Annotated in this window: 15 protein-coding genes; 5 read left to right on the top strand and 10 right to left on the bottom strand. The window is 62.4% G+C overall.

Translation table 11 applies throughout. From position 1 onward, the window contains the following. The first annotated feature begins 1 nt into the window (after position 1). Positions 2-2,677 (top strand): FAD-dependent oxidoreductase, encoded by a 2,676-nt coding sequence (locus EKL02_RS16570; protein ID WP_128903064.1) that lies wholly within the window; start codon positions 2-4, stop codon positions 2,675-2,677. A gap of 2 nt (positions 2,678-2,679) precedes the next feature. Here EKL02_RS16570 and EKL02_RS16565 read toward each other — a convergent pair whose 3' ends face one another. The 4 genes from EKL02_RS16565 to EKL02_RS16550 are packed head-to-tail and all read right to left on the bottom strand — an operon-like array spanning position 2,680 to position 6,908. Further along, on the bottom strand, positions 2,680-3,819 hold the full coding sequence (locus EKL02_RS16565; RefSeq protein WP_128903063.1) for a UbiH/UbiF/VisC/COQ6 family ubiquinone biosynthesis hydroxylase: 1,140 nt from the start codon (positions 3,817-3,819) through the stop codon (positions 2,680-2,682). A 4-nt stretch (positions 3,820-3,823) separates the two neighbouring features. Next, a complete protein-coding gene (locus EKL02_RS16560) occupies positions 3,824-5,164 on the bottom strand; it encodes an aminopeptidase P N-terminal domain-containing protein (RefSeq protein ID WP_128903062.1) in 1,341 nt (446 codons plus the stop codon). After that, positions 5,161-5,880 carry an N-acetylmuramate alpha-1-phosphate uridylyltransferase MurU gene (gene murU / locus EKL02_RS16555; RefSeq protein WP_128903061.1) on the bottom strand — a complete coding sequence of 240 codons (720 nt, stop codon included), beginning with the start codon at positions 5,878-5,880 and terminating at the stop codon, positions 5,161-5,163. The genes EKL02_RS16560 and murU overlap by 4 nt, the downstream gene beginning before the upstream one ends. Next, complete coding sequence (locus EKL02_RS16550; protein WP_128903060.1) at positions 5,880-6,908, bottom strand: phosphotransferase; 1,029 nt, start codon at positions 6,906-6,908, stop codon at positions 5,880-5,882. The genes murU and EKL02_RS16550 overlap by 1 nt, the downstream gene beginning before the upstream one ends. 142 nt (positions 6,909-7,050) lie before the next feature. Between EKL02_RS16550 and EKL02_RS16545 the strand changes: the two genes are divergently transcribed. Genes EKL02_RS16545 through rsmA form a run of 4 tightly spaced genes read left to right on the top strand, consistent with a single transcriptional unit; the run spans position 7,051 to position 12,550 of the window. After that, positions 7,051-9,282: an LPS-assembly protein LptD gene (locus EKL02_RS16545; RefSeq protein ID WP_128903059.1), complete on the top strand. Its 2,232-nt coding sequence runs from the start codon at positions 7,051-7,053 to the stop codon at positions 9,280-9,282. Positions 9,283-9,315: 33 nt separating this feature from the next. Continuing rightward, positions 9,316-10,722 (top strand): peptidylprolyl isomerase, encoded by a 1,407-nt coding sequence (locus EKL02_RS16540; RefSeq protein WP_128903058.1) that lies wholly within the window; start codon positions 9,316-9,318, stop codon positions 10,720-10,722. Then, entirely contained in the window at positions 10,722-11,780 is a 1,059-nt protein-coding gene (pdxA, locus tag EKL02_RS16535) for a 4-hydroxythreonine-4-phosphate dehydrogenase PdxA (RefSeq protein WP_128903057.1), read from the top strand. The genes EKL02_RS16540 and pdxA overlap by 1 nt, the downstream gene beginning before the upstream one ends. Next, complete coding sequence (rsmA, locus tag EKL02_RS16530) at positions 11,777-12,550, top strand: 16S rRNA (adenine(1518)-N(6)/adenine(1519)-N(6))-dimethyltransferase RsmA (protein ID WP_128903056.1); 774 nt, start codon at positions 11,777-11,779, stop codon at positions 12,548-12,550. Before pdxA ends, rsmA begins: the two co-directional genes overlap by 4 nt. A gap of 19 nt (positions 12,551-12,569) precedes the next feature. Here the strand turns inward: rsmA and EKL02_RS16525 are convergent, their stop codons facing one another. From EKL02_RS16525 to gmhB, 6 genes are all read right to left on the bottom strand, one after another. Continuing rightward, positions 12,570-12,989 carry a VOC family protein gene (locus EKL02_RS16525; RefSeq protein ID WP_128903055.1) on the bottom strand — a complete coding sequence of 140 codons (420 nt, stop codon included), beginning with the start codon at positions 12,987-12,989 and terminating at the stop codon, positions 12,570-12,572. Between the two features lie 8 nt (positions 12,990-12,997). Next, complete coding sequence (locus tag EKL02_RS16520; protein WP_241687749.1) at positions 12,998-13,543, bottom strand: acyloxyacyl hydrolase; 546 nt, start codon at positions 13,541-13,543, stop codon at positions 12,998-13,000. Positions 13,544-13,660: 117 nt separating this feature from the next. Continuing rightward, positions 13,661-14,968, bottom strand: coding sequence for an MFS transporter (locus tag EKL02_RS16515; RefSeq protein WP_128903053.1), 1,308 nt, complete (start codon positions 14,966-14,968; stop codon positions 13,661-13,663). A 315-nt stretch (positions 14,969-15,283) separates the two neighbouring features. Then, positions 15,284-16,180, bottom strand: coding sequence for a SprT family zinc-dependent metalloprotease (locus EKL02_RS16510; RefSeq protein WP_128903052.1), 897 nt, complete (start codon positions 16,178-16,180; stop codon positions 15,284-15,286). After that, on the bottom strand, positions 16,177-16,941 hold the full coding sequence (locus tag EKL02_RS16505) for a lysophospholipid acyltransferase family protein (RefSeq protein ID WP_128903051.1): 765 nt from the start codon (positions 16,939-16,941) through the stop codon (positions 16,177-16,179). Before EKL02_RS16505 ends, EKL02_RS16510 begins: the two co-directional genes overlap by 4 nt. Positions 16,942-16,968: 27 nt before the next feature. Continuing rightward, complete coding sequence (gene gmhB / locus EKL02_RS16500; protein ID WP_128903050.1) at positions 16,969-17,535, bottom strand: D-glycero-beta-D-manno-heptose 1,7-bisphosphate 7-phosphatase; 567 nt, start codon at positions 17,533-17,535, stop codon at positions 16,969-16,971. Positions 17,536-17,554: the final 19 nt, after the last annotated feature.

The raw sequence follows: 17,554 nt of genomic DNA, 5'->3' as shown, positions 1-17,554 counted from the left end.
GATGAGCGAAGGCACCAGCTTTCCCAATTACCTGCAGATTCCGCCGCTGCTGCCGCAGCGGGCCTGGCATGTATTGCGCATCCTGACAGTGCTGGCGGCGCTGACGATGGCGGTGCTGCTGATAACGCAACCAAAGTGGGCGCTGCCCCTGTTCTGGATGCTGGTCGTGCCGCTGTTGCCGGCGGTGTTCATGATTGCGCCGGGACTGTGGCGCAACCTGTGCCCGATGGCGGCCTTGAACCAGACGCCGCGCCTGTTCGGCTTCAGCCGCGGCCTGGCGCACACGCCGCGCATCCGCGAATACAGCTATGTGCTAGGCATCGCCCTGTTCTTCCTGTTCGTCTCCAGCCGCAAATGGCTGTTCGACCAGAATGGCGTGGCCAGCGGCGCATTGATCCTGTTCGGCCTGGGCGCAGCCTTTGTCGGCGGCCTGGTCTTCAAGGGGAAGAGCGGCTGGTGCAGCAGCATTTGCCCGCTGCTGCCGATCCAGCGCATCTACGGCCAGACGCCGCTCAAGCTGATCGGCAACGCCCATTGCCAGCCCTGTGTCGGATGCACCAAGAATTGCTACGATTTCAATCCCAAGGTGGCATTCCTCGCCGACCAGTACGACGACGATCGCTATCATGCGGGTTACCGGCGCTTTTTCGCGGCCGCGCTGCCAGGTTTCATCCTGGCTTTTTTTACCATGCCCAATGCCGTCTCGCCGTTGGCGTCCACTGCGGCAACGCTGGAAGGCGGTGCGATTTACACCCATTTCCTGCTGTATGCCGGCGTCGGCATGGCGCTGTACAAGACCTGCGAGACCTTCCTCAAGGTGCCGGTCAACAGCCTGAACGTATTATTTGGCGCGGCTGCCTTCAACATCTATTACTGGTTCGCCGCCTCGGGCTGGTTTGCTGCGCTTTCCACCCTGAGCGGGCAGTGGGCGGTGCCTGTCGGCGCACCTTACCTGATCCGGGTACCGTTGTGGATTGCCAGCGCCATGTGGATCTGGCACGGCTTCGCCACCGAGGGCGTATTCCGCCGCGAACTGGCCGGCAAGTCGGCCAGCCAGGCGGCGGGGGTCGGCCAGGGCGCGGTGGCGGCCTTGCGCAAGGCCTCCGGACAGCCCGGCATGCAGCTGGTGATCGAGCCGGAGCTGCAGAAGGTGGCGGCGACGCAGGGGCAGTCGCTGCTGGAACTGGTCGAAAGCTGTGGCGCACGCATCGAGTCAGGTTGCCGCATGGGCGTGTGCGGCGCCGACCCGGTAGCGGTGCTTGGCGGCATGAATAATCTGTCCCCGCCCGACGAGGACGAATGCAACACGCTGGCGCGCCTTGGCCATGCCGACAATACGCGCATGGCATGCCGCGCCCGGGTTCAAAAAGGCGAAGTCGCCATCGCGCTGGTTCCGGACAAGCGCGATGCGGGAATTTCGGCAAACGCCGCCGCCTTCGATCCGGCGATCCGCCAGGTGGTGGTGATTGGCAATGGCATCGCCGGCGTGACCGCCGCCGACCATTTGCGCCGGCGCCATCCGGCATGCCGGATCGTGGTGGTGGCCGACGAGAACCATCATCTGTACAACCGCATGGCAATCACGCGCCTGGTCTATGGCCGTTCGGCGATGCAGGGGCTGTACCTGATGCCGGAGAGCTGGTACGCCGAGCGCAACATCGAAGTCATGCTCAATACCGCTGTCCGTTCAGTCGACGCGAAGAAACGTGAGCTGCTGCTTGCCGATGGCGAAACCCTGCGCTACGACCGCCTCATCTTCGCCACCGGCAGCAGCAGTTTCGTGCCGCAGCTGCCCGGCTACGGCGGCCCCGGCTGCTATGTGCTGCGCTCTGCCAACGATGCCATGGGGCTGCGCAGCCAGGCGCAGACCAGCGGCGCTACGCACGCCGTGGTCGCTGGCGGCGGCTTGCTCGGGCTGGAGGCAGCCTATGCCCTGTACAAGCTCGGCATGCAGGTTGCCGTGATCGAGCGCAATCGCTGGCTGTTGCATCGCCAGCTCGACGAGCGCGGCGGCCGACTCCTGGAAAGTTATCTCGCCAACCTCGGCTTGCACATATGCACCGCAGTGCAGATCAAGGCGCTGACGCGCGGCGAGGATGGATTGCGGATGGTGCAGCTCGATGGCAGCGCGCCGAGGCGCGCCGATCTGTTCGTGGTCGCCGCCGGCATCGCGCCCAATATCGAGCTTGCGCGCGTGGCCGGGCTCGATGTCAACCGCGGCATTGTCGTCGATTGGCAGATGCGCACCAGTATCGCCGATGTGTATGCAGCCGGCGACGCCGCCGAGGTCGAAGGCAAGGTGCTCGGCTTGTGGCCGGTAGCCGTCGGCCAGGCCGAGGTGGCTGCCTGCAATGCACTCGGCGAAACGCGCAGCTATGAAGAGCCGGTGCTGTCGACCCAGCTCAAGGTGGTCGGCGCTGACCTGGTGTCGGTCGGCAAATTCGAAGTAGGAGAGGGGGAGACCAGCCTGTCGGAGGAAGATGTCGCCAACTATCGCTACCGCAAGCTGGTGTTGCGCGACGGTGTGCTGGTCGGCGCCATCCTGATTGGCTGGCCGGAACTGATCGAGCCGGTGAGCAAGGCGGTCAAGGCGCACAAACGCCTCGACGGTGCGGAAGCGCAGATTCGCGCCGGCGACTGGTCTTACTTCGCTTGCGCAGTATCTGCAGCAGCTTAGCCTTAGCGCCAGCCAAACATCATTTGTTCGGCGAGGGCTTTTTTGGCCGGCCTGACAATATCGAACAATCCCAGCGACAGGCCCAGCAAGCCTTGCACGGCAGGCGTTTGCGGGGTGTCGGCAAAGACGCGCGCCATCACATCGGTCAGGCGGATGGTGACGTTGCGGTCGGATCCCTGTTCCGCGGCAAACCGTTCCAGCATGGCAGGCGAGGCATCCTGCGCCAGCAGTTTTGCCAGTACGGTGGCGTCGCGCAAGCCCAGGTTCAGGCCTTGCCCCGCCACCGGATGCAGGGTTTGTGCAGCGTTGCCGATGGCGACGATGCGCGCCGATGCGGGCGCTCCGGCATTCAGGCCCAACGGGAAGGTGTTGCGCTGCGAGACATCGGTAAATCGGCCCAGGCGCGTGCCGAAGGCCTCGCCCAGCGCCCCCAGGAAAGCCGCATCCGGCAAGCCGAGCAGGCGCTCGGTGCTGGCCGGGCGCGCGCACCACACCAGCGCATAGCCATCCTCCTGCGGCAGCAGCGCCAGTGGCCCCTCGTCGGTAAAGCGTTCGAAGGCGCGATGCGCAATCGGCGCCGCAGTCCTGACATGGGCGATGATCGCAATCTGGCCGTAATCGCGGCGCAGCGATTTTGCCGTTTGCGCGCCGAACACGCCGCCCTCGGCCTGCACCAGGATGCGGGTGGAAAGTTCCGTCCCGTTTTCCAGTTGCAGCGTGACGCCCTCGGCGGTTTCGGTGACGGCGTCGGCATGGGCCGGGCGCATGACTTGCGCGCCGGCCGTATAGGCAGCGTCCGACAGCGCTGTCACCAGCTGGCCATAACGGGTGACATAGCCCAGCGCCGGTACGCCGAATTCCTCGCGGTCGATCAGGGTGCGGCCGAAATGGCCGCGGCGCGAGACATGGATCTGGTGGATCGGGTCGGCCAGCCGGGGCCAGGCGCCGATGCGCTCGAGGATTTGCCGGCTGCCATGCGACAGCGCGATCGAGCGCGGGTCGTGCGCCACCTGCTCGAGGGTCTTGGCATCGATCAGGGCAATGCGCGAAGGCACCGCGCCGCGCGCCACCAGCAGGCACGCCAGCGCCAGTCCCACGGGGCCGGCGCCGAGGATGGCGATGTCGAAGTCGCTGGCCGTCATTGCCTTACCCCTGGCGCATGACTGCTTCGATCTCGGCCACGGTCTTGGGCGCGGCGGCAGTCATGATCTCGCAGCCGTCTTCAGTCACCAGCGCATCGTCCTCGATGCGGATGCCGATGTGCCAGTACTGTTCCGGCACGCCCTGTGCCGGACGCACGTAGATGCCAGGCTCGATGGTGGTGACCATGCCGGGACGCAGGATGCGCCAGGGCTTTTCACCTTCGATGGCATGTGCGCCAGGTTCGCGGTAATCGCCGACATCGTGCACATCCATGCCCAGCCAGTGGCCGGTACGATGCATGTAGAACTGCCGGTAGTCGCCCTTGGCAATGACATCGTCGAGCGTGCCGACCTTGTTGGCGTCGAGCAGGCCGGTATCGAGCATGCCTTGCGCCAGCACCCTGACTGCGGCGTCATGGGCGTCGGGGAAGCGCTTGCCCGGCCGGGTTTCGGCGATGGCGGCATATTGCGCCGCCAGGACGATTTCATACAACTCTTTCTGCGGCCCGGAAAACCTGCCATTGGCCGGATAGGTGCGGGTGATGTCGGCAGCGTAGCTGTCGAGTTCGCAGCCGGCATCGATCAGCACCAGGTCGCCATCCTTCATGATGGCCTCGCCGGCGCGGTAATGCAGCACGCAGGCGTTGGCGCCGGCGGCAACGATCGAGGTATAGGCCGGAAATTGCGAACCATGGCGGCGGAATTCATGCAGCAATTCCGCCTCGATCTGGTATTCGCGCATGCCGGGGCGGGAGGCGCGCATGGCGCGTTCATGCGCCTGCGACGAAATCTCCGCAGCGCGGCGCATGGTGGCGATTTCATCGGCGTCCTTGACCAGGCGCATTTCATTGAGCAGGCCATGGATGTCATGTGCTGCCGAGGGGGCGGCTACGCCGGCGCGCGCCTGCTGGCGCACCGCATGCAGCCAGCCTTGCACGCGCGCATCGAGCTTGCTGTCGCTGCCAAGCGCATAAAAGATGGCCGGGGCGTTCGCCAGCAGTTTCGGCATTTCCGCATCGAGCGCGGCGATGGGGTGGGCTTCATCGAAGCCGAAGCTGGTGCGCGCCGCGTCGGGGCCATAGCGGTAGCCATCCCAGATTTCGCGCTCGAGGTTTTTTTCGCGGCAAAAGAGGATCGATTGCGTGGTCTTGCCGACCACCAGCACGATCACCGCTTCCGGTTCCGTGAAGCCGGACAGGTAATAGAAATAGCTGTCGTGGCGGTAGGGGAAATCGGCATCGGCATTGCGCGGCACTTCCGGCGCCGTCGGGATGACGGCTACGCCGCCTCCGCGAGATTGCATGTGCGCGATCAGCGCGGCGCGGCGGGCGGCAAAGGATTTCATTGTGACCTCGCAGGAATCAGGGGAGCATTCAATTGTTCGAGCCGTTCGGGCGTGCCGACATCGGTCCAGTCGCCGCGATACACTTCGCCGCCGACCCTGCCGCGCGCGGCATACTCGCGCAGGATAGGCGCCAGCGCCGCCTTCTCGCCCGGCGTCACGGCATCGAACATTTCGGGACGGTACACGCCGATGCCGGAAAAGGTGAAGCGTGCTTCGCCGTCATTGGCAATCGTAAAATTATTCAGGGCAAAGTCGCCCTTGGCGTTATGTGCAGGATTCTTGACCAGGTAGAGCCAGGCGATGTCGCGCGTGTCGACAGGATGCGGGTTGCCCCAGGGGTCGTTGGCTTCCAGTACATCGACGACCTGCTTGAAATCAAAGTGCGGGCAATAGATATCGGCGGCGACCGCAACGAAGGGGGCGTCGCCCAGAAGGTGGCGGGCGCGGGCAATGCCGCCGGCGGTTTCCAGCGCCGTGCCTTCCGGGGAATAGGCAATCTTCGCGCCGAACTGGCTGCCGTCACCCAGCGCTTCCTCGATCATGTGGCCGAGGTGCGCATGGTTGATGACGATGTCGGTGATCCCTGCGCGCACGAGATTGAGGATGTGCCAGACGATCAGCGGCCGGCCGCGCACTTTCAACAGCGGCTTGGGGCAGGCATCGGTCAGCGGACGCATCCGTTCGCCGCGTCCGGCGGCAAAAATCAAGGCTTTCATTAAAAGGTATACCCAACTCTGGGGCCACGCTCTTCCAGCACGTCGAGCAGGCGGATCAGCGGGATTAGTTCGCGGTAGCGGGCGGCGGCCTTGCGCGTGTATTCCATCACCAGCGGCAGGTCCTTCAGGTAGCCATCCTTGCCGTCGCGGTGGTACAGGCGGGCGAAAATGCCCAGCACTTTCAGGTGGCGCTGCACGCCCATGAATTCGAAATCGCGGTAAAAGCCGTCGATGTCGGGATTCACCGGCAGTCCGGCGCGGCGCGCGCGCTCCCAGTAGCGGATCGCCCAGTCGAGCACCATTTCTTCATCCCACTGGATGTAGGCGTCGCGCAGCAGCGACACCAGGTCATAGGTGATCGGGCCATAGACCGCATCCTGGAAGTCGAGGATGCCAGGATTGCCTTTGGACAGGACCATCAGGTTGCGCGAGTGGTAATCCCGATGTACGTACACTTGTGGCTGGGCGAGGTTATTGGCCAGCAGTACTTCAAATACCTTGTCGAGGTCGGTTTGCTGGGCCGCAGTCAGGGTCGCGCCCAGGTGCTTGCCGATATACCATTCCGGGAAAAGCTGCAATTCGCGTGAAAGCAGGGCCCGATCGTATTCCGGCAGTACGCCCGGCTGGCTATGGACTTGCAACAGCACCAGCGAGTCGATGGCATCAAGATACAACTGGTGCGCCGTATCCGCATTGAGCTGGTTCAGATAAGTGGTATTGCCGAGGTCCGACAGCAGCAAGAAGCCTTGTTCGGCATCCTGTGCCAGAATTTGTGGCACCGACACGCCGGTCTGGCCGAACAGTTGCGCCACGTGGATGAACGGACGCACGTCTTCCTGGGGCGGCGGGGCATCCATGACGATATAGGTGGCATTGCTGCCGGCGCCGTCGATGCGGAAATAACGGCGGAAACTGGCATCGGCCGAGGCGACACGCAGCGAATCGGGCGCCAGCGCGGGCTCGGCGAGCGTGCCAATCCACTGTTTTAGTTGTATTAAACGCAAGTCAGGGGAATTTGATGTCGACATGGAACGGGCAGGAATGCAGTTGTAGGAGCGGATTCCCATATAATAAGGGATTCGATTCAAAAAATCCCTGCTATTGCATGCATGACGCATGCTGATAACGCTAACAATAGTCAACAGGCCCTAGCATGGTTTTGTTTTTTTCATGATCCGGTTTCCCGCTTTTTCCGATTCGCCGGTAATTTTTTGCGTGGTGACAACCACCGTGGCGGCAGCCTTGCCTGGCGTCGCCGCGGCGCAGGTCAGCGAGCGCGATCTGCCGGTCAACATCAGCGCCGAGCGCATGACCGGGCGTCCCGATCGCGAGGTGCAGTTCGACACCAATGTCGAAATCATCCAGGGCACGACGACCATCCTGGGCGACCACGCGACCTACAATATCCTCAAGGATGAGGTGGATGCGAGCGGCAATATCCGCATGGAGCGCATGGGCGACCATTACACCGGCGAGTCGGTCCGGCTGCGCATCGATTCCGGCGAAGGCTTTGTCACCCAGCCGACCTACAAGCTGCAAAAGAACAACGCCCATGGCACCGCCGAGCGCATCGACTTCCAGTCGGAAGACGAAGCGGTTGTTTCGAATGGCACCTACAGCACCTGCGAAAGCCCCGATCCGGACTGGTACCTGAAATCCTCCAGCCTGCGCCTGGACCGCGAGCGCGATACGGGCTTTGCCAGCGGCACTGTCGTGTATTTCAAGGGCGTGCCCATCCTCGGCACGCCGGCCATGTCGTTTCCCTTGTCGGACGAGCGCAAGTCTGGCGTGCTGCCGCCGTCCATCGGCAGCACCAACAAGGGTGGCCTTGTGGTCACGGTGCCGTATTACTTCAATATCGCCCCCAACCGCGATTTGACGCTGTACCCGAAAATCATTTCGCGGCGCGGCGTGCAACTGGGAGCGGAGGGGCGCTATCTCGGCGAGACCTATAAAGGCGACACCCGGGTCGAATATATGCCGGGTGACCGCCAAACGAAAACCGACCGCTATGCGCTGTCCTCGATTCACACCCAGACATTTGCGCCGGCCTGGACCTACAACTGGAATCTGAATGCCGCCTCGGACGACCAGTATCCGGATGACTTTGCCAGCACGATCACGACCAGCAAGCAGCGCCTGTTAAACCGCGCCATGAGCCTGGCCTATAACGGTCCGTTCTGGACCGCCACGCTTGCCGCCTCGAATTTCCAGGTGCTGCAGGATCCCCTGGTGCCGATTTCGCGGCCCTACGATCGCCTGCCACAGTTTGTTTTTTCCGCAGCCAAGCAAGACGTCAATGGGTTTGACTGGTCAGCCGTCTTCGATGCGACGCGTTTCGCGCATCCAACGGCCGTCGTCGGCAATCGCGCGGTGGTTATTCCGAAACTGTCCTATCCGATCATCCGCCCCGGCTTTTTCATCACGCCCAGTGTGTCGTTGCATGCATCCAGTTACGCGATCGACAATCCATTGCCGGGCACGCCGCGCAGCCTGAATCGTGCGGTGCCGACCGCCTCGCTTGATTCCGGTCTGATTTTCGAACGCGAAGCCAGTTTCTTGGGGAAGCCCGTCACCCAGACGCTGGAGCCGCGCCTGTTCTATGTGTATACGCCGTATCGCGATCAAAGTTTGTTCCCGTTGTTTGACACTGGCCTGGCCGACTTCAACTATGGGCAACTGTTTTCGGAAAATCGCTTCATTGGTTCTGACCGCGTCAGCGACGCCAATCAGTTGACGGCCGCACTGGTGTCGCGCTTTATTGAGCCTTCCGGCGCCGAACGGGCGCGCCTGGCAATTGGTCAGCGTTATTATCTCGCCGACCAGAAGGTCACCTTGCCTGGCGTGTTGAATAGCCAGACCCGTTCCGACCTTTTGCTGACAGGCTCCGGCAGGGTATCCAAAGAGATCAGCGTCGACGCCAACATGCAGTACAGCCAGAGCCTGCGCACCATGGTGCGTGATAACTATGGCGTGCGCTGGCAGCCAGGGCCGATGCGGGTACTGAACCTGCAATACCGGCGCGATGTGTCTAACCTGCTGTCGCCGCTCGAGCAGCTCGACGTTTCGGCGCAGTGGCCATTGACGCAGCGCTGGTATGGCGTCGGCCGCATCAATTATTCACTGCGCAACGACCAGCCGGCCGTCGTCAATGTGAATAATTCATTGCGAAACGGTAAGGTGGCGGAAGCACTACTCGGCCTTGAATACAAGGCGGACTGCTGGATTTTTCGCGTCGTTGCCCAGCGCACGCCGACCGCGTCGAATGCCGCCACCACGGGATTTTTTATCCAACTCGAGCTGAACGGCCTGTCGCGCATCGGATCCAACCCTCTCGATGCCCTGCGTCAGAATATTCAAGGCTACCAGATGATCAACCAACCGACGAACACTTCCCGCTAGGTCATAACAAATCTTATGGATTCACTGCACAATATGCGAAACACCCGCCTACCGTTTTCCCGCAGCGCGCTTGCATGCATTCTGTCGTGCATGGCGATTGCCGCCACGCCGAATGCCTGGTCGCAGTTCAAGCCAGGCGCGGGTCCGGTAGCGCCTGTCGCGGCCGGCACTGCTGGCGTGCGCACCATCGATGCCATTGTTGCCGTGGTCAACAATGAAGTCATCACGCAAAAGGAACTGGACGATCGCACCGAGTCGATCGCCCGGCGCATCGCTGCGCAGGGGCAGGGGCAAGGCGGCATGCCGCCGCGCGCCGAGCTGCAGCGCCAGGTGCTGGAGCGCATGATCGTTGAAGTTGCACAGTTGCAGCTGGCTAAGGAAATGAACATCCAGGTCGATGACACGATGCTCGACCGGGCTGTTGCGCGCATCGCCGAGCAGAACCGCATGAACCTGCAGGAATTCCGCAACCAGCTGGAGCGCGAAGGCATCACGTTTGCGAAATTCCGCGAAGAGATCCGCCGCGAAATCATCATGCAGCGGCTGCGCGAGCGTGAAGTCGACAACCGCCTCCAGATCAGCGAATCGGAAATCGAAAACTACCTGGCCGCAGGCGCCGGCACAGGCCAGCAGCAGGAATGGAACCTGGCGCAGATCCTGGTGCGCATCCCGGAAAATGCCTCGCCGGAACAGATCGAACAGCGTCGCCAGCGTGCCGAGCAACTTGTCCAGCAGCTCAAGTCCGGCGCCGATTTTGCCAAGGTGGCAGCGGCTTCGAGCGATGCCGACGATGCCCTGAAGGGCGGCGAAATCGGCTGGCGCAACCAGGACCGCCTGCCGCAACTGTTCGTCGATGCGGTCGCCAATTTGCAGTCTGGCGAAGTCGGGCCGCTGGTCAAGAGCGCCAACGGCTTCCATATCCTCAAGCTGATTGGCAAGCGCACGCCAAGTGTCATGCGGGCCAGCACCGGCACTGCTGCGGCACCGGCATCCATCACGCAGACACGCGTGCGCCATATCCTGATCAAGGTCAACCAGATTGTTTCCTCGCTGGACGCCCAGCGCAAGCTGCAAGACCTGAAGCAGCGCCTGGACAACAAGGCCGCGACCTTCGAGGAACTGGCCCGCTCCCATTCCAACGACCTGACGGCGTCCAAGGGCGGCGACCTGGGCTGGATTTATCCGGGCGACACGGTGCCAGAATTCGAGCGTGCGATGGATGCCTTGCAGCCTGGCCAGATCAGCGAGCCGATCGAGTCGCCCTTCGGCTTCCACCTGATCCAGGTGCTCGAACGCAAGACCGAAGATGTTTCGCAAGAACGCAAGCGGCTTGTCGCGCGCCAGGCCCTGCGCGAGCGCAAGCTGGAGGAAGCAACCCAGGAGTGGCTGCGCCAGGTGCGCGACCGCGCCTACGTCGAATATCGCAACGAAGAAAAATAATGCCCCTGCAAGCAGTTTCGCCACGGCGTCCGACCATCGCCATCACGGTCGGCGAGCCGGCCGGCATCGGCCCGGAAATTTCCCTGCGGGCGGCGTGGCAGTTGCGTGCTGAAGTCAACAGCGTACTGATCGGCGACGCCGCATTCCTGGCGCAGGCGGCCGAGGAAATCGACCCGGAAATGCGCCTGGCGGCAGTGTCCTGGATGGCGGTCTCGCATGCCGGCTTGCCGCGGTTTCCGGCGGACCGGCTGGCCGTCATCGATTGCCCGCTGGCCGAAGTCGTGGTGCCGGGGCGCCTGGATGCGCGCAATGGCCGCGCCGTGCTGCAGACGCTGGATATCGCCATCGCCGGCGCCCAGGCGCGCCTGTTTGACGCGGTGGTCACGGCGCCGCTGCAAAAGAGCACGATCAACGATGCCGGTGTTGCCTTTACCGGCCATACCGAATACCTGGCGGAAAAGACCGGCACCGCACAAGTGGTGATGATGCTGGCTGCCGGCGGCATTGAACCGCGCCCGCTGCGGGTGGCGCTGGCGACCACGCACCTGCCATTGAAGGATGTGCCGGCGGCGATCACCATCGATGGTTTGCTGCGCACCATCGGCATCATTCACGCCGACCTGCAAACCAAGTTCGGCATTGCCAGTCCGCGCATCCTGGTGACCGGCCTGAACCCGCATGCGGGCGAGGGCGGCTATCTCGGCCGCGAAGAAATCGACGTCATCACCCCGGCATTGCAAGCCGCGCAGGCGCGCGGCATCGATGCCACCGGCCCCTATCCGGCCGATACCCTGTTCCAGCCGAAGTACCTGCAGGATGCCGATTGCGTGCTGGCGATGTACCATGACCAGGGACTGCCGGTGCTCAAGCATGCCAGTTTCGGGCGCGGCGTCAATATCACGCTCGGCTTGCCGATCATCCGCACGTCGGTCGACCATGGCACTGCGCTGGACCTGGCTGCGCGCGGCCCCGGCCATGCCGACTGCGGCAGCATGATCGAGGCGATCCGCACGGCGGCGCACATGGCGGCCGCTGCCGCCTCTTCAAGGAAGTCATGAAACACATTCCCCGCAAACGCTTCGGCCAGAATTTCCTGACCGACGACGGTGTACTGCACGACATCATCCGCGCGATCGATCCGCAGCCCGGCGATGCCATGGTCGAGATCGGGCCCGGCCTGGCGGCAATGACGAAGTTGTTGCTCGACTCGTTGCAGCAATTGCATGTGGTGGAGCTCGACCGCGACCTGGTGGCGCGCCTGCAAAAGAATTTCGACCCGGCGCGCCTGATCGTGCATTCGGCCGATGCGCTGCAATTCGATTTTGCCAGCATCCCGGTGCCGGCGGAAAAGAAGCTGCGCGTGGTGGGTAACCTGCCCTACAACATTTCGAGCCCGCTGCTGTTCCATCTGGCGCAGGTTGCCCCCCGGGTGCAGGACCAGCATTTCATGCTGCAAAAGGAGGTGGTGGAGCGGATGGTCGCCGAACCCGGCGGCAAGGCCTTCGGGCGCCTGTCGGTGATGCTGCAGTGGCGCTACCACATGGAACTCATGTTCGTGGTGCCGCCGACGGCGTTTGATCCGCCGCCGAAGGTCGATTCGGCCATCGTGCGCATGATCCCGCTGCAAAATCCGCTGGCTTGCGACCAGACGCGGCTGGAGCAGGTGGTAACCAAGGCGTTTTCGCAACGGCGCAAGGTCATCCGCAATTGTCTGGCGGGGATGTTTACCGAAGCTGAACTGATCGATGCCGGCATCGATCCGCAGGCGCGGCCGGAAACGGTGCCGGTGGCGCAGTTTGTCGAACTGGCCCGGCGGCTCGGCGCGTAAGCGCCATCGGGAGGGCCAATTACCAGTTGCCGGTATTTGGCATTGAACTCCAGGGCTCTGCAGGCGCAAGAGGCTCGCCTGCCTGCAACAGCTCGATCGAGATATTGTCGGGTGAGCGAACGAATGCCATGTGGCCGTCCCGCGGTGGGCGGTTGATGAGAACGCCATGATCCATCAGGCGCTGACAGGTGGCGTAGATGTCGTCCACTGCATAAGCGACGTGGCCGAAGTTGCGCCCGCCTGTGTAGACTTCGGCATCCCAGTTGTAGGTCAGCTCGATTTGCGCAGCGTGGTCGCCGGGGGCCGCCAGGTACACCAGGGTAAAACGACCTTGCGGATATTCACGCTGCCGCACAACATCAAGGCCCAACGCATCGCGAAAGAACTGCAGCGATGTTTCCAGGTTGGTGACCCGCACCATGGTGTGGAGATATTTCATCTGAATGGTCAGAAGAGCGGGTAGCTTACCCGCAGGATGGAAAAATTGGCGCCATCATTCGGCTGCTTGATGCTGGCATTCGAAAAATGCTGGAAGCGAAAGCTCACGTCCAGCTTGTTGGCGAACACGTAGCCGACGCCGATATGGTCGCTGAACTGGAAGCGGGTCGAGAACTGGCGGCCATTGTTGTCGTAGTAGCCGCTCAACCAATTGGCGCCAATGCCGAATTCGCCATACAAGCCTTGCAGGCGATCGTTCTGAAAGCGAAACACCGGTGTGACGCCGATGGTCGAGATGCTTTGACGATTGCCGGGAATATTCAGATGGCGGTCGCCGCGCCAGTGCCCTGCATTCAAATCCCAGTAGCCGCCAATGTGCGTGCCGTTGGATTGCCACCAGCGGTTATTCCAGTTCCATTGCGCGCCTGCGCGCACCAGGTCGGTCTTGTTGCCGTTGCCGAGCTCTAGGGAAACGGAATCGACGGCCTGGGCCGGCATCTGCGTTGCGGCCGCGACGAGAGCGATGGCAGCCAGTTTGGAGGCGATTGCATTCATGATAGTCAGGATTGTAACGGCATTGAGAACGATCCGGGCAACGCGGCTGCATGCCGCGTTGCATATTAGAAATTATAACGTTTCTATTTTTTTGATGTTTGCCTCAGACTGGCGATTTCAGGCCGCTTTCGCCATCATGGCAGCATCCGCCTCGGATTTTTGCGTCAGCAGCAAGGCGGCCAAGGTCAGCAGGGCGGCTATCGCCAGGTAATAGCCGACATACTGCAAGCCCAGGTGGCTTGCCAGCCAAGTTGCCGCATAGGGCGCCAGCGAAGCGCCCAGGATGCCGCCGAGGTTGAAGGTCAGCGAGGAGCCGGTATAGCGGACCTCGGGCGGAAAAAGTTCTGCCAGGTAGGTACCGAGCGGGCCGTAAGTCAGGCCCATCAGCGCCAGGCCGAGCGACATGAACAGCGTGACCTTGGGCAGGCTGCCGGCGACAAAGAGTGAGGACAGTACCAGTCCGAATAGGGCAATGGCGGCGGTGACCAGGATCATCGTCTTGCGGCGGCCATGGCGGTCGGCCAACACCGCCGAGATCGGGATGGCGAGGCCGAAAAAGACCACGGCAAACAGCTGTACCACCAGGAAGTCATGGCGGGAATACGCCAGTGCCGAGGTGCCCCAGCTGAGCGCAAACACGGTCATCAGGTAAAACAGCACGAAGGTTGCCATCGCGCCCACCGTGCCCAGCAACAGCGGGCGAGTGTGGTCGCGCATCACGGCCAGCACTGGTATCTTGACGCGCTCCTGCTTGTCCAGCACTTTCTGGAATACGGGCGTCTCGGTAATCTTCAGGCGCACGTACAGGCCCATCAGCACCAGCAGGGCGCTGGCCAGGAACGGAATGCGCCAGCCGAATTCAAAGAATTGTTGTTCCGTCAGTATTTCGGCCAGCAGCAGGAAGCTGCCGCCGGACAGGAAAAACCCGATTGGCGCGCCCAGTTGCGGGAACATGCCATACCAGGCGCTTTTGCCTGGCGGAGCATTTTCCGTGGCCAGCAGCACAGCGCCGCCCCATTCGCCGCCCAGGCCCAGGCCCTGGCCGAAACGGCACAGCGCCAGGAGGATTGGCGCCATCACGCCGATCGAGGCATGGGTTGGCAAAAGGCCGATGGCTACCGTGGAAATCCCCATGGTCAGCAGGGCTGCCACGAGTGTCACCTTGCGGCCGACGCGGTCGCCATAATGGCCGAAAACGGCCGAGCCAAGCGGACGCGCAAAAAAAGCGATGGCGAAGGTCGCCAGCGATTGCAGGGTCGCGGCGGTCGGCTCCGACGAGGGGAAAAACAGCCTGGGAAAGACCAGGACCGCTGCCGTCGCGTAGATGTAAAAATCGAAAAATTCGATGGTGGTGCCAATCAGGCTGGCAAACAATACCCGGCCCGGAGAATTGAGGTTCCCCGCATTGTCTTGATGCGTGCTCATTGCTTTCCTTGTATGGAGTTCGTGGTCAAATGCGGCTGCCAGGGCGGCATTGGCAAAACCCAATGGCCCAGCGGATTACATTCAGCGGGAGGGAGGAACGTGCTGCACCCAGGCGCTGCGGCTGCAAACCGGGCAGGAGTGTGTGCAGGGATGGCGACTAAAGGCAATGCAGCGAGGCGTCCGCAGGCTGATCAAAGCTGGCGGCGCCCCACTGGTCGACTGCGGCCGGGGTGTTGGCAGGATCGGCGAATTGCCGCGCCTAAAACTAGCGCACGCCTAAATTCTCTCACATATTAGTGAAGCCTGCTTGACGCCTCAAAATATCGGCAGGGTTTCCTGCGCATGGTCGCGCAAGGCTTTTTTGGCGGACTGGAATTCAGGGAAGACCGATTGCACCGTGGCCCAGAAGCGCGGGCTATGGTTCATTTCGCGCAGGTGCGATAGCTCGTGCGCAATGACGTAATCGATCAGCGGCAAGGCGAAGTGCACCAGGCGCCAGTTCAGGCGGATGCGGCCATCCGCCGTGCACGAACCCCATTGCGTGGTGGCCGACGACAGGGAAAATGTCCGGTAGGCGACTTCCAGCCTGGCGGCATACAGCGGCAAGCGTTCGGCGAAGATGCGTTTTGCTTCGCCTTGCAGCCAGCCTTGCACGCGGTCTTTCAATTGCTGTTCGCCGGCGTCGGCCGGCAGGCACACCGTCAGTTCGCGCGTCGTTTCGGTAAATTCGATGCCGGCGGTGCGGCCGGCGGCGAGCCTGAGAGTGATATCGCCGCCCAGGTAAGGCAGGGCGGCGCCATCGCGCCATTGCATTTGCGGCTGCAGGCGGCGCGCCGAGCGCTCGCGCCGGTCGTTCAGCTTGGTCAGGATCCAGCGTTGCTTTTCCTGGATGGCGCCCTCGATCTCGGCGATGCTGACCCACTTGGGGGCGGTCATGCGCAGGCCTTCGTCACCGATCAAAAAGCCGATGGTGCGGCGCTTGGAGCGAATCAGCGTGTATTCGAGCAGGTGCTCACCGACCTGGATGCGACGTTTGCCTGGCGCTGGCGCGCCGGCAGGTGCGGTGATGGATTGCACCAACGGTGTCGCTGGTGGTGGCGCAGCCGGAGCAGCCGTGCCGGGTGCGGTCGGCTGCTGGGTTTCGGCAGCAAAAAAATCGAGTTGCAGCGCGAGCTGCTGGGGATCTGGTGAACTCTGGCGTAACAGTTTCAAGGTTCAGTCGCGTGGTGGGATGGCATGCGGGCATACACTGCGGGCGAAATCACCCGCATTTCCGATTCTATCCAATTTTCGACCTGTTGCATCAATTGCGTGGGGTCCAGTCCTTCCGGCGAGATTGGCTTGCCGATCGAGATCGTGATCAGTCCAGGCTTCTTGATGAAGGAATTCTTCGGCCAGCATTCGCCGGAATTCATGGCAAGCGGCACCACCAGGGTATTGGTTTCCACTGCCAGGCGGGCACCGCCGCCCTTGTACTTGCCGCGCTTGCCGACGGGAATGCGGGTGCCCTCCGGGAACATGATGATCCACTGGCCGTCGGCCAGGCGCTTTTTGCCTTGCACGAGGATTTGCTGGAACGCGTCGCGGCCCTTGCTGCGGTCGATCGGGATCATGCGCAGGAGGGCAATGGCCCAGCCAAAGAAGGGAATGTAGCCGAGCGCCTTCTTGTAGACGAATACCAGCGGACGCGGCATGGCGGCCAGGTAAAAAATGGTTTCCCAGGCAGACTGATGCTTCGACAGCAGGATCACGGGGGCGTCAGGCAGGTTTTCCCAGCCCTTGACTTCGTAGCGAATGCCGCAAATGGCACGGGCGGCCCAGATCACGAAGACGTTCCAGCGTGACGTCCAGTAATAGCGGCGCGCATAAGGCAGCGGCGCAAAAAAGAAACAGAATGGCGCCCAGATGACGGTGGCCAGCACCATCAGCAAGACAAACAGGAGCGAACGCAGGAACAGCCAGAAGCGCGACATAAAATCAGCCTATCTTCAAAAATGGGGTCAGGGAGTGCCGGTGGGCGCAGGCGCCGCATCCTGCGCAAGAATGTGATCGACGGCCGCAGCCAGGTCAGGAAAAATCAGGGTGCCCGGCGGCAGGCCGCCCTTGTCGCGGGTCTGTTCGCCATTGCCGGTCAGGACCAGGTAAGGCGCGCAGCCGGAAACGAATGCCGCCTGCAGGTCGCACAGCGAGTCGCCGACCACCGGCACGCCCTTCAGGCTGAGCTCGTAGCGCGAGGCGATGGCGCGCAGCATGCCGGGCTTGGGCTTGCGGCAGTCGCAACTGTCTTCGGCGGCGTGCGGGCAAAAGAACACGGCGTCGATGTCGGCGCCGACCATCTGCGCGGCCTGGTGCATTTTCTGGTGGATGGCGTTGAGCGCGACGATGGAAAGCTTGCCGCGCGCAATGCCGGACTGGTTGGTGGTCACCACCACGCGGTAGCCTGCCTGATTCAGGCGGGCGATCGCTTCCAGCGCCCCCGGGATCGGCTCCCACTCTTCCGGAGACTTGATGTAGCCATCGGCGTAGCGGTTGATGACGCCGTTGCGGTCCAGGACGATCAGTTTCATGCTTGACGTTCGCTGATAA

It is taken from the genome of Janthinobacterium sp. 17J80-10, from assembly GCF_004114795.1.
In the GTDB taxonomy this organism is placed as follows: Bacteria; Pseudomonadota; Gammaproteobacteria; order Burkholderiales; family Burkholderiaceae_D; genus Paucimonas.
This window is presented reverse-complemented; position numbering and strand designations above follow the sequence as displayed.

Excerpts from the sequence above, each read along its gene's own strand:
- EKL02_RS16570 (WP_128903064.1), top strand. The coding sequence starts at position 2 with ATGAGCGAAGGCACCAGCTTTCCCAATTACCTGCAGATTCCGCCGCTG.
- EKL02_RS16565 (WP_128903063.1), bottom strand. The coding sequence starts at position 3,819 with ATGACGGCCAGCGACTTCGACATCGCCATCCTCGGCGCCGGCCCCGTG.
- EKL02_RS16560 (WP_128903062.1), bottom strand. The coding sequence starts at position 5,164 with ATGAAATCCTTTGCCGCCCGCCGCGCCGCGCTGATCGCGCACATGCAA.
- murU (WP_128903061.1), bottom strand. The coding sequence starts at position 5,880 with ATGAAAGCCTTGATTTTTGCCGCCGGACGCGGCGAACGGATGCGTCCG.
- EKL02_RS16550 (WP_128903060.1), bottom strand. The coding sequence starts at position 6,908 with ATGTCGACATCAAATTCCCCTGACTTGCGTTTAATACAACTAAAACAG.
- EKL02_RS16545 (WP_128903059.1), top strand. The coding sequence starts at position 7,051 with ATGATCCGGTTTCCCGCTTTTTCCGATTCGCCGGTAATTTTTTGCGTG.
- EKL02_RS16540 (WP_128903058.1), top strand. The coding sequence starts at position 9,316 with ATGCGAAACACCCGCCTACCGTTTTCCCGCAGCGCGCTTGCATGCATT.
- pdxA (WP_128903057.1), top strand. The coding sequence starts at position 10,722 with ATGCCCCTGCAAGCAGTTTCGCCACGGCGTCCGACCATCGCCATCACG.
- rsmA (WP_128903056.1), top strand. The coding sequence starts at position 11,777 with ATGAAACACATTCCCCGCAAACGCTTCGGCCAGAATTTCCTGACCGAC.
- EKL02_RS16525 (WP_128903055.1), bottom strand. The coding sequence starts at position 12,989 with ATGAAATATCTCCACACCATGGTGCGGGTCACCAACCTGGAAACATCG.
- EKL02_RS16520 (WP_241687749.1), bottom strand. The coding sequence starts at position 13,543 with ATGAATGCAATCGCCTCCAAACTGGCTGCCATCGCTCTCGTCGCGGCC.
- EKL02_RS16515 (WP_128903053.1), bottom strand. The coding sequence starts at position 14,968 with ATGAGCACGCATCAAGACAATGCGGGGAACCTCAATTCTCCGGGCCGG.
- EKL02_RS16505 (WP_128903051.1), bottom strand. The coding sequence starts at position 16,941 with ATGTCGCGCTTCTGGCTGTTCCTGCGTTCGCTCCTGTTTGTCTTGCTG.
- gmhB (WP_128903050.1), bottom strand. The coding sequence starts at position 17,535 with ATGAAACTGATCGTCCTGGACCGCAACGGCGTCATCAACCGCTACGCC.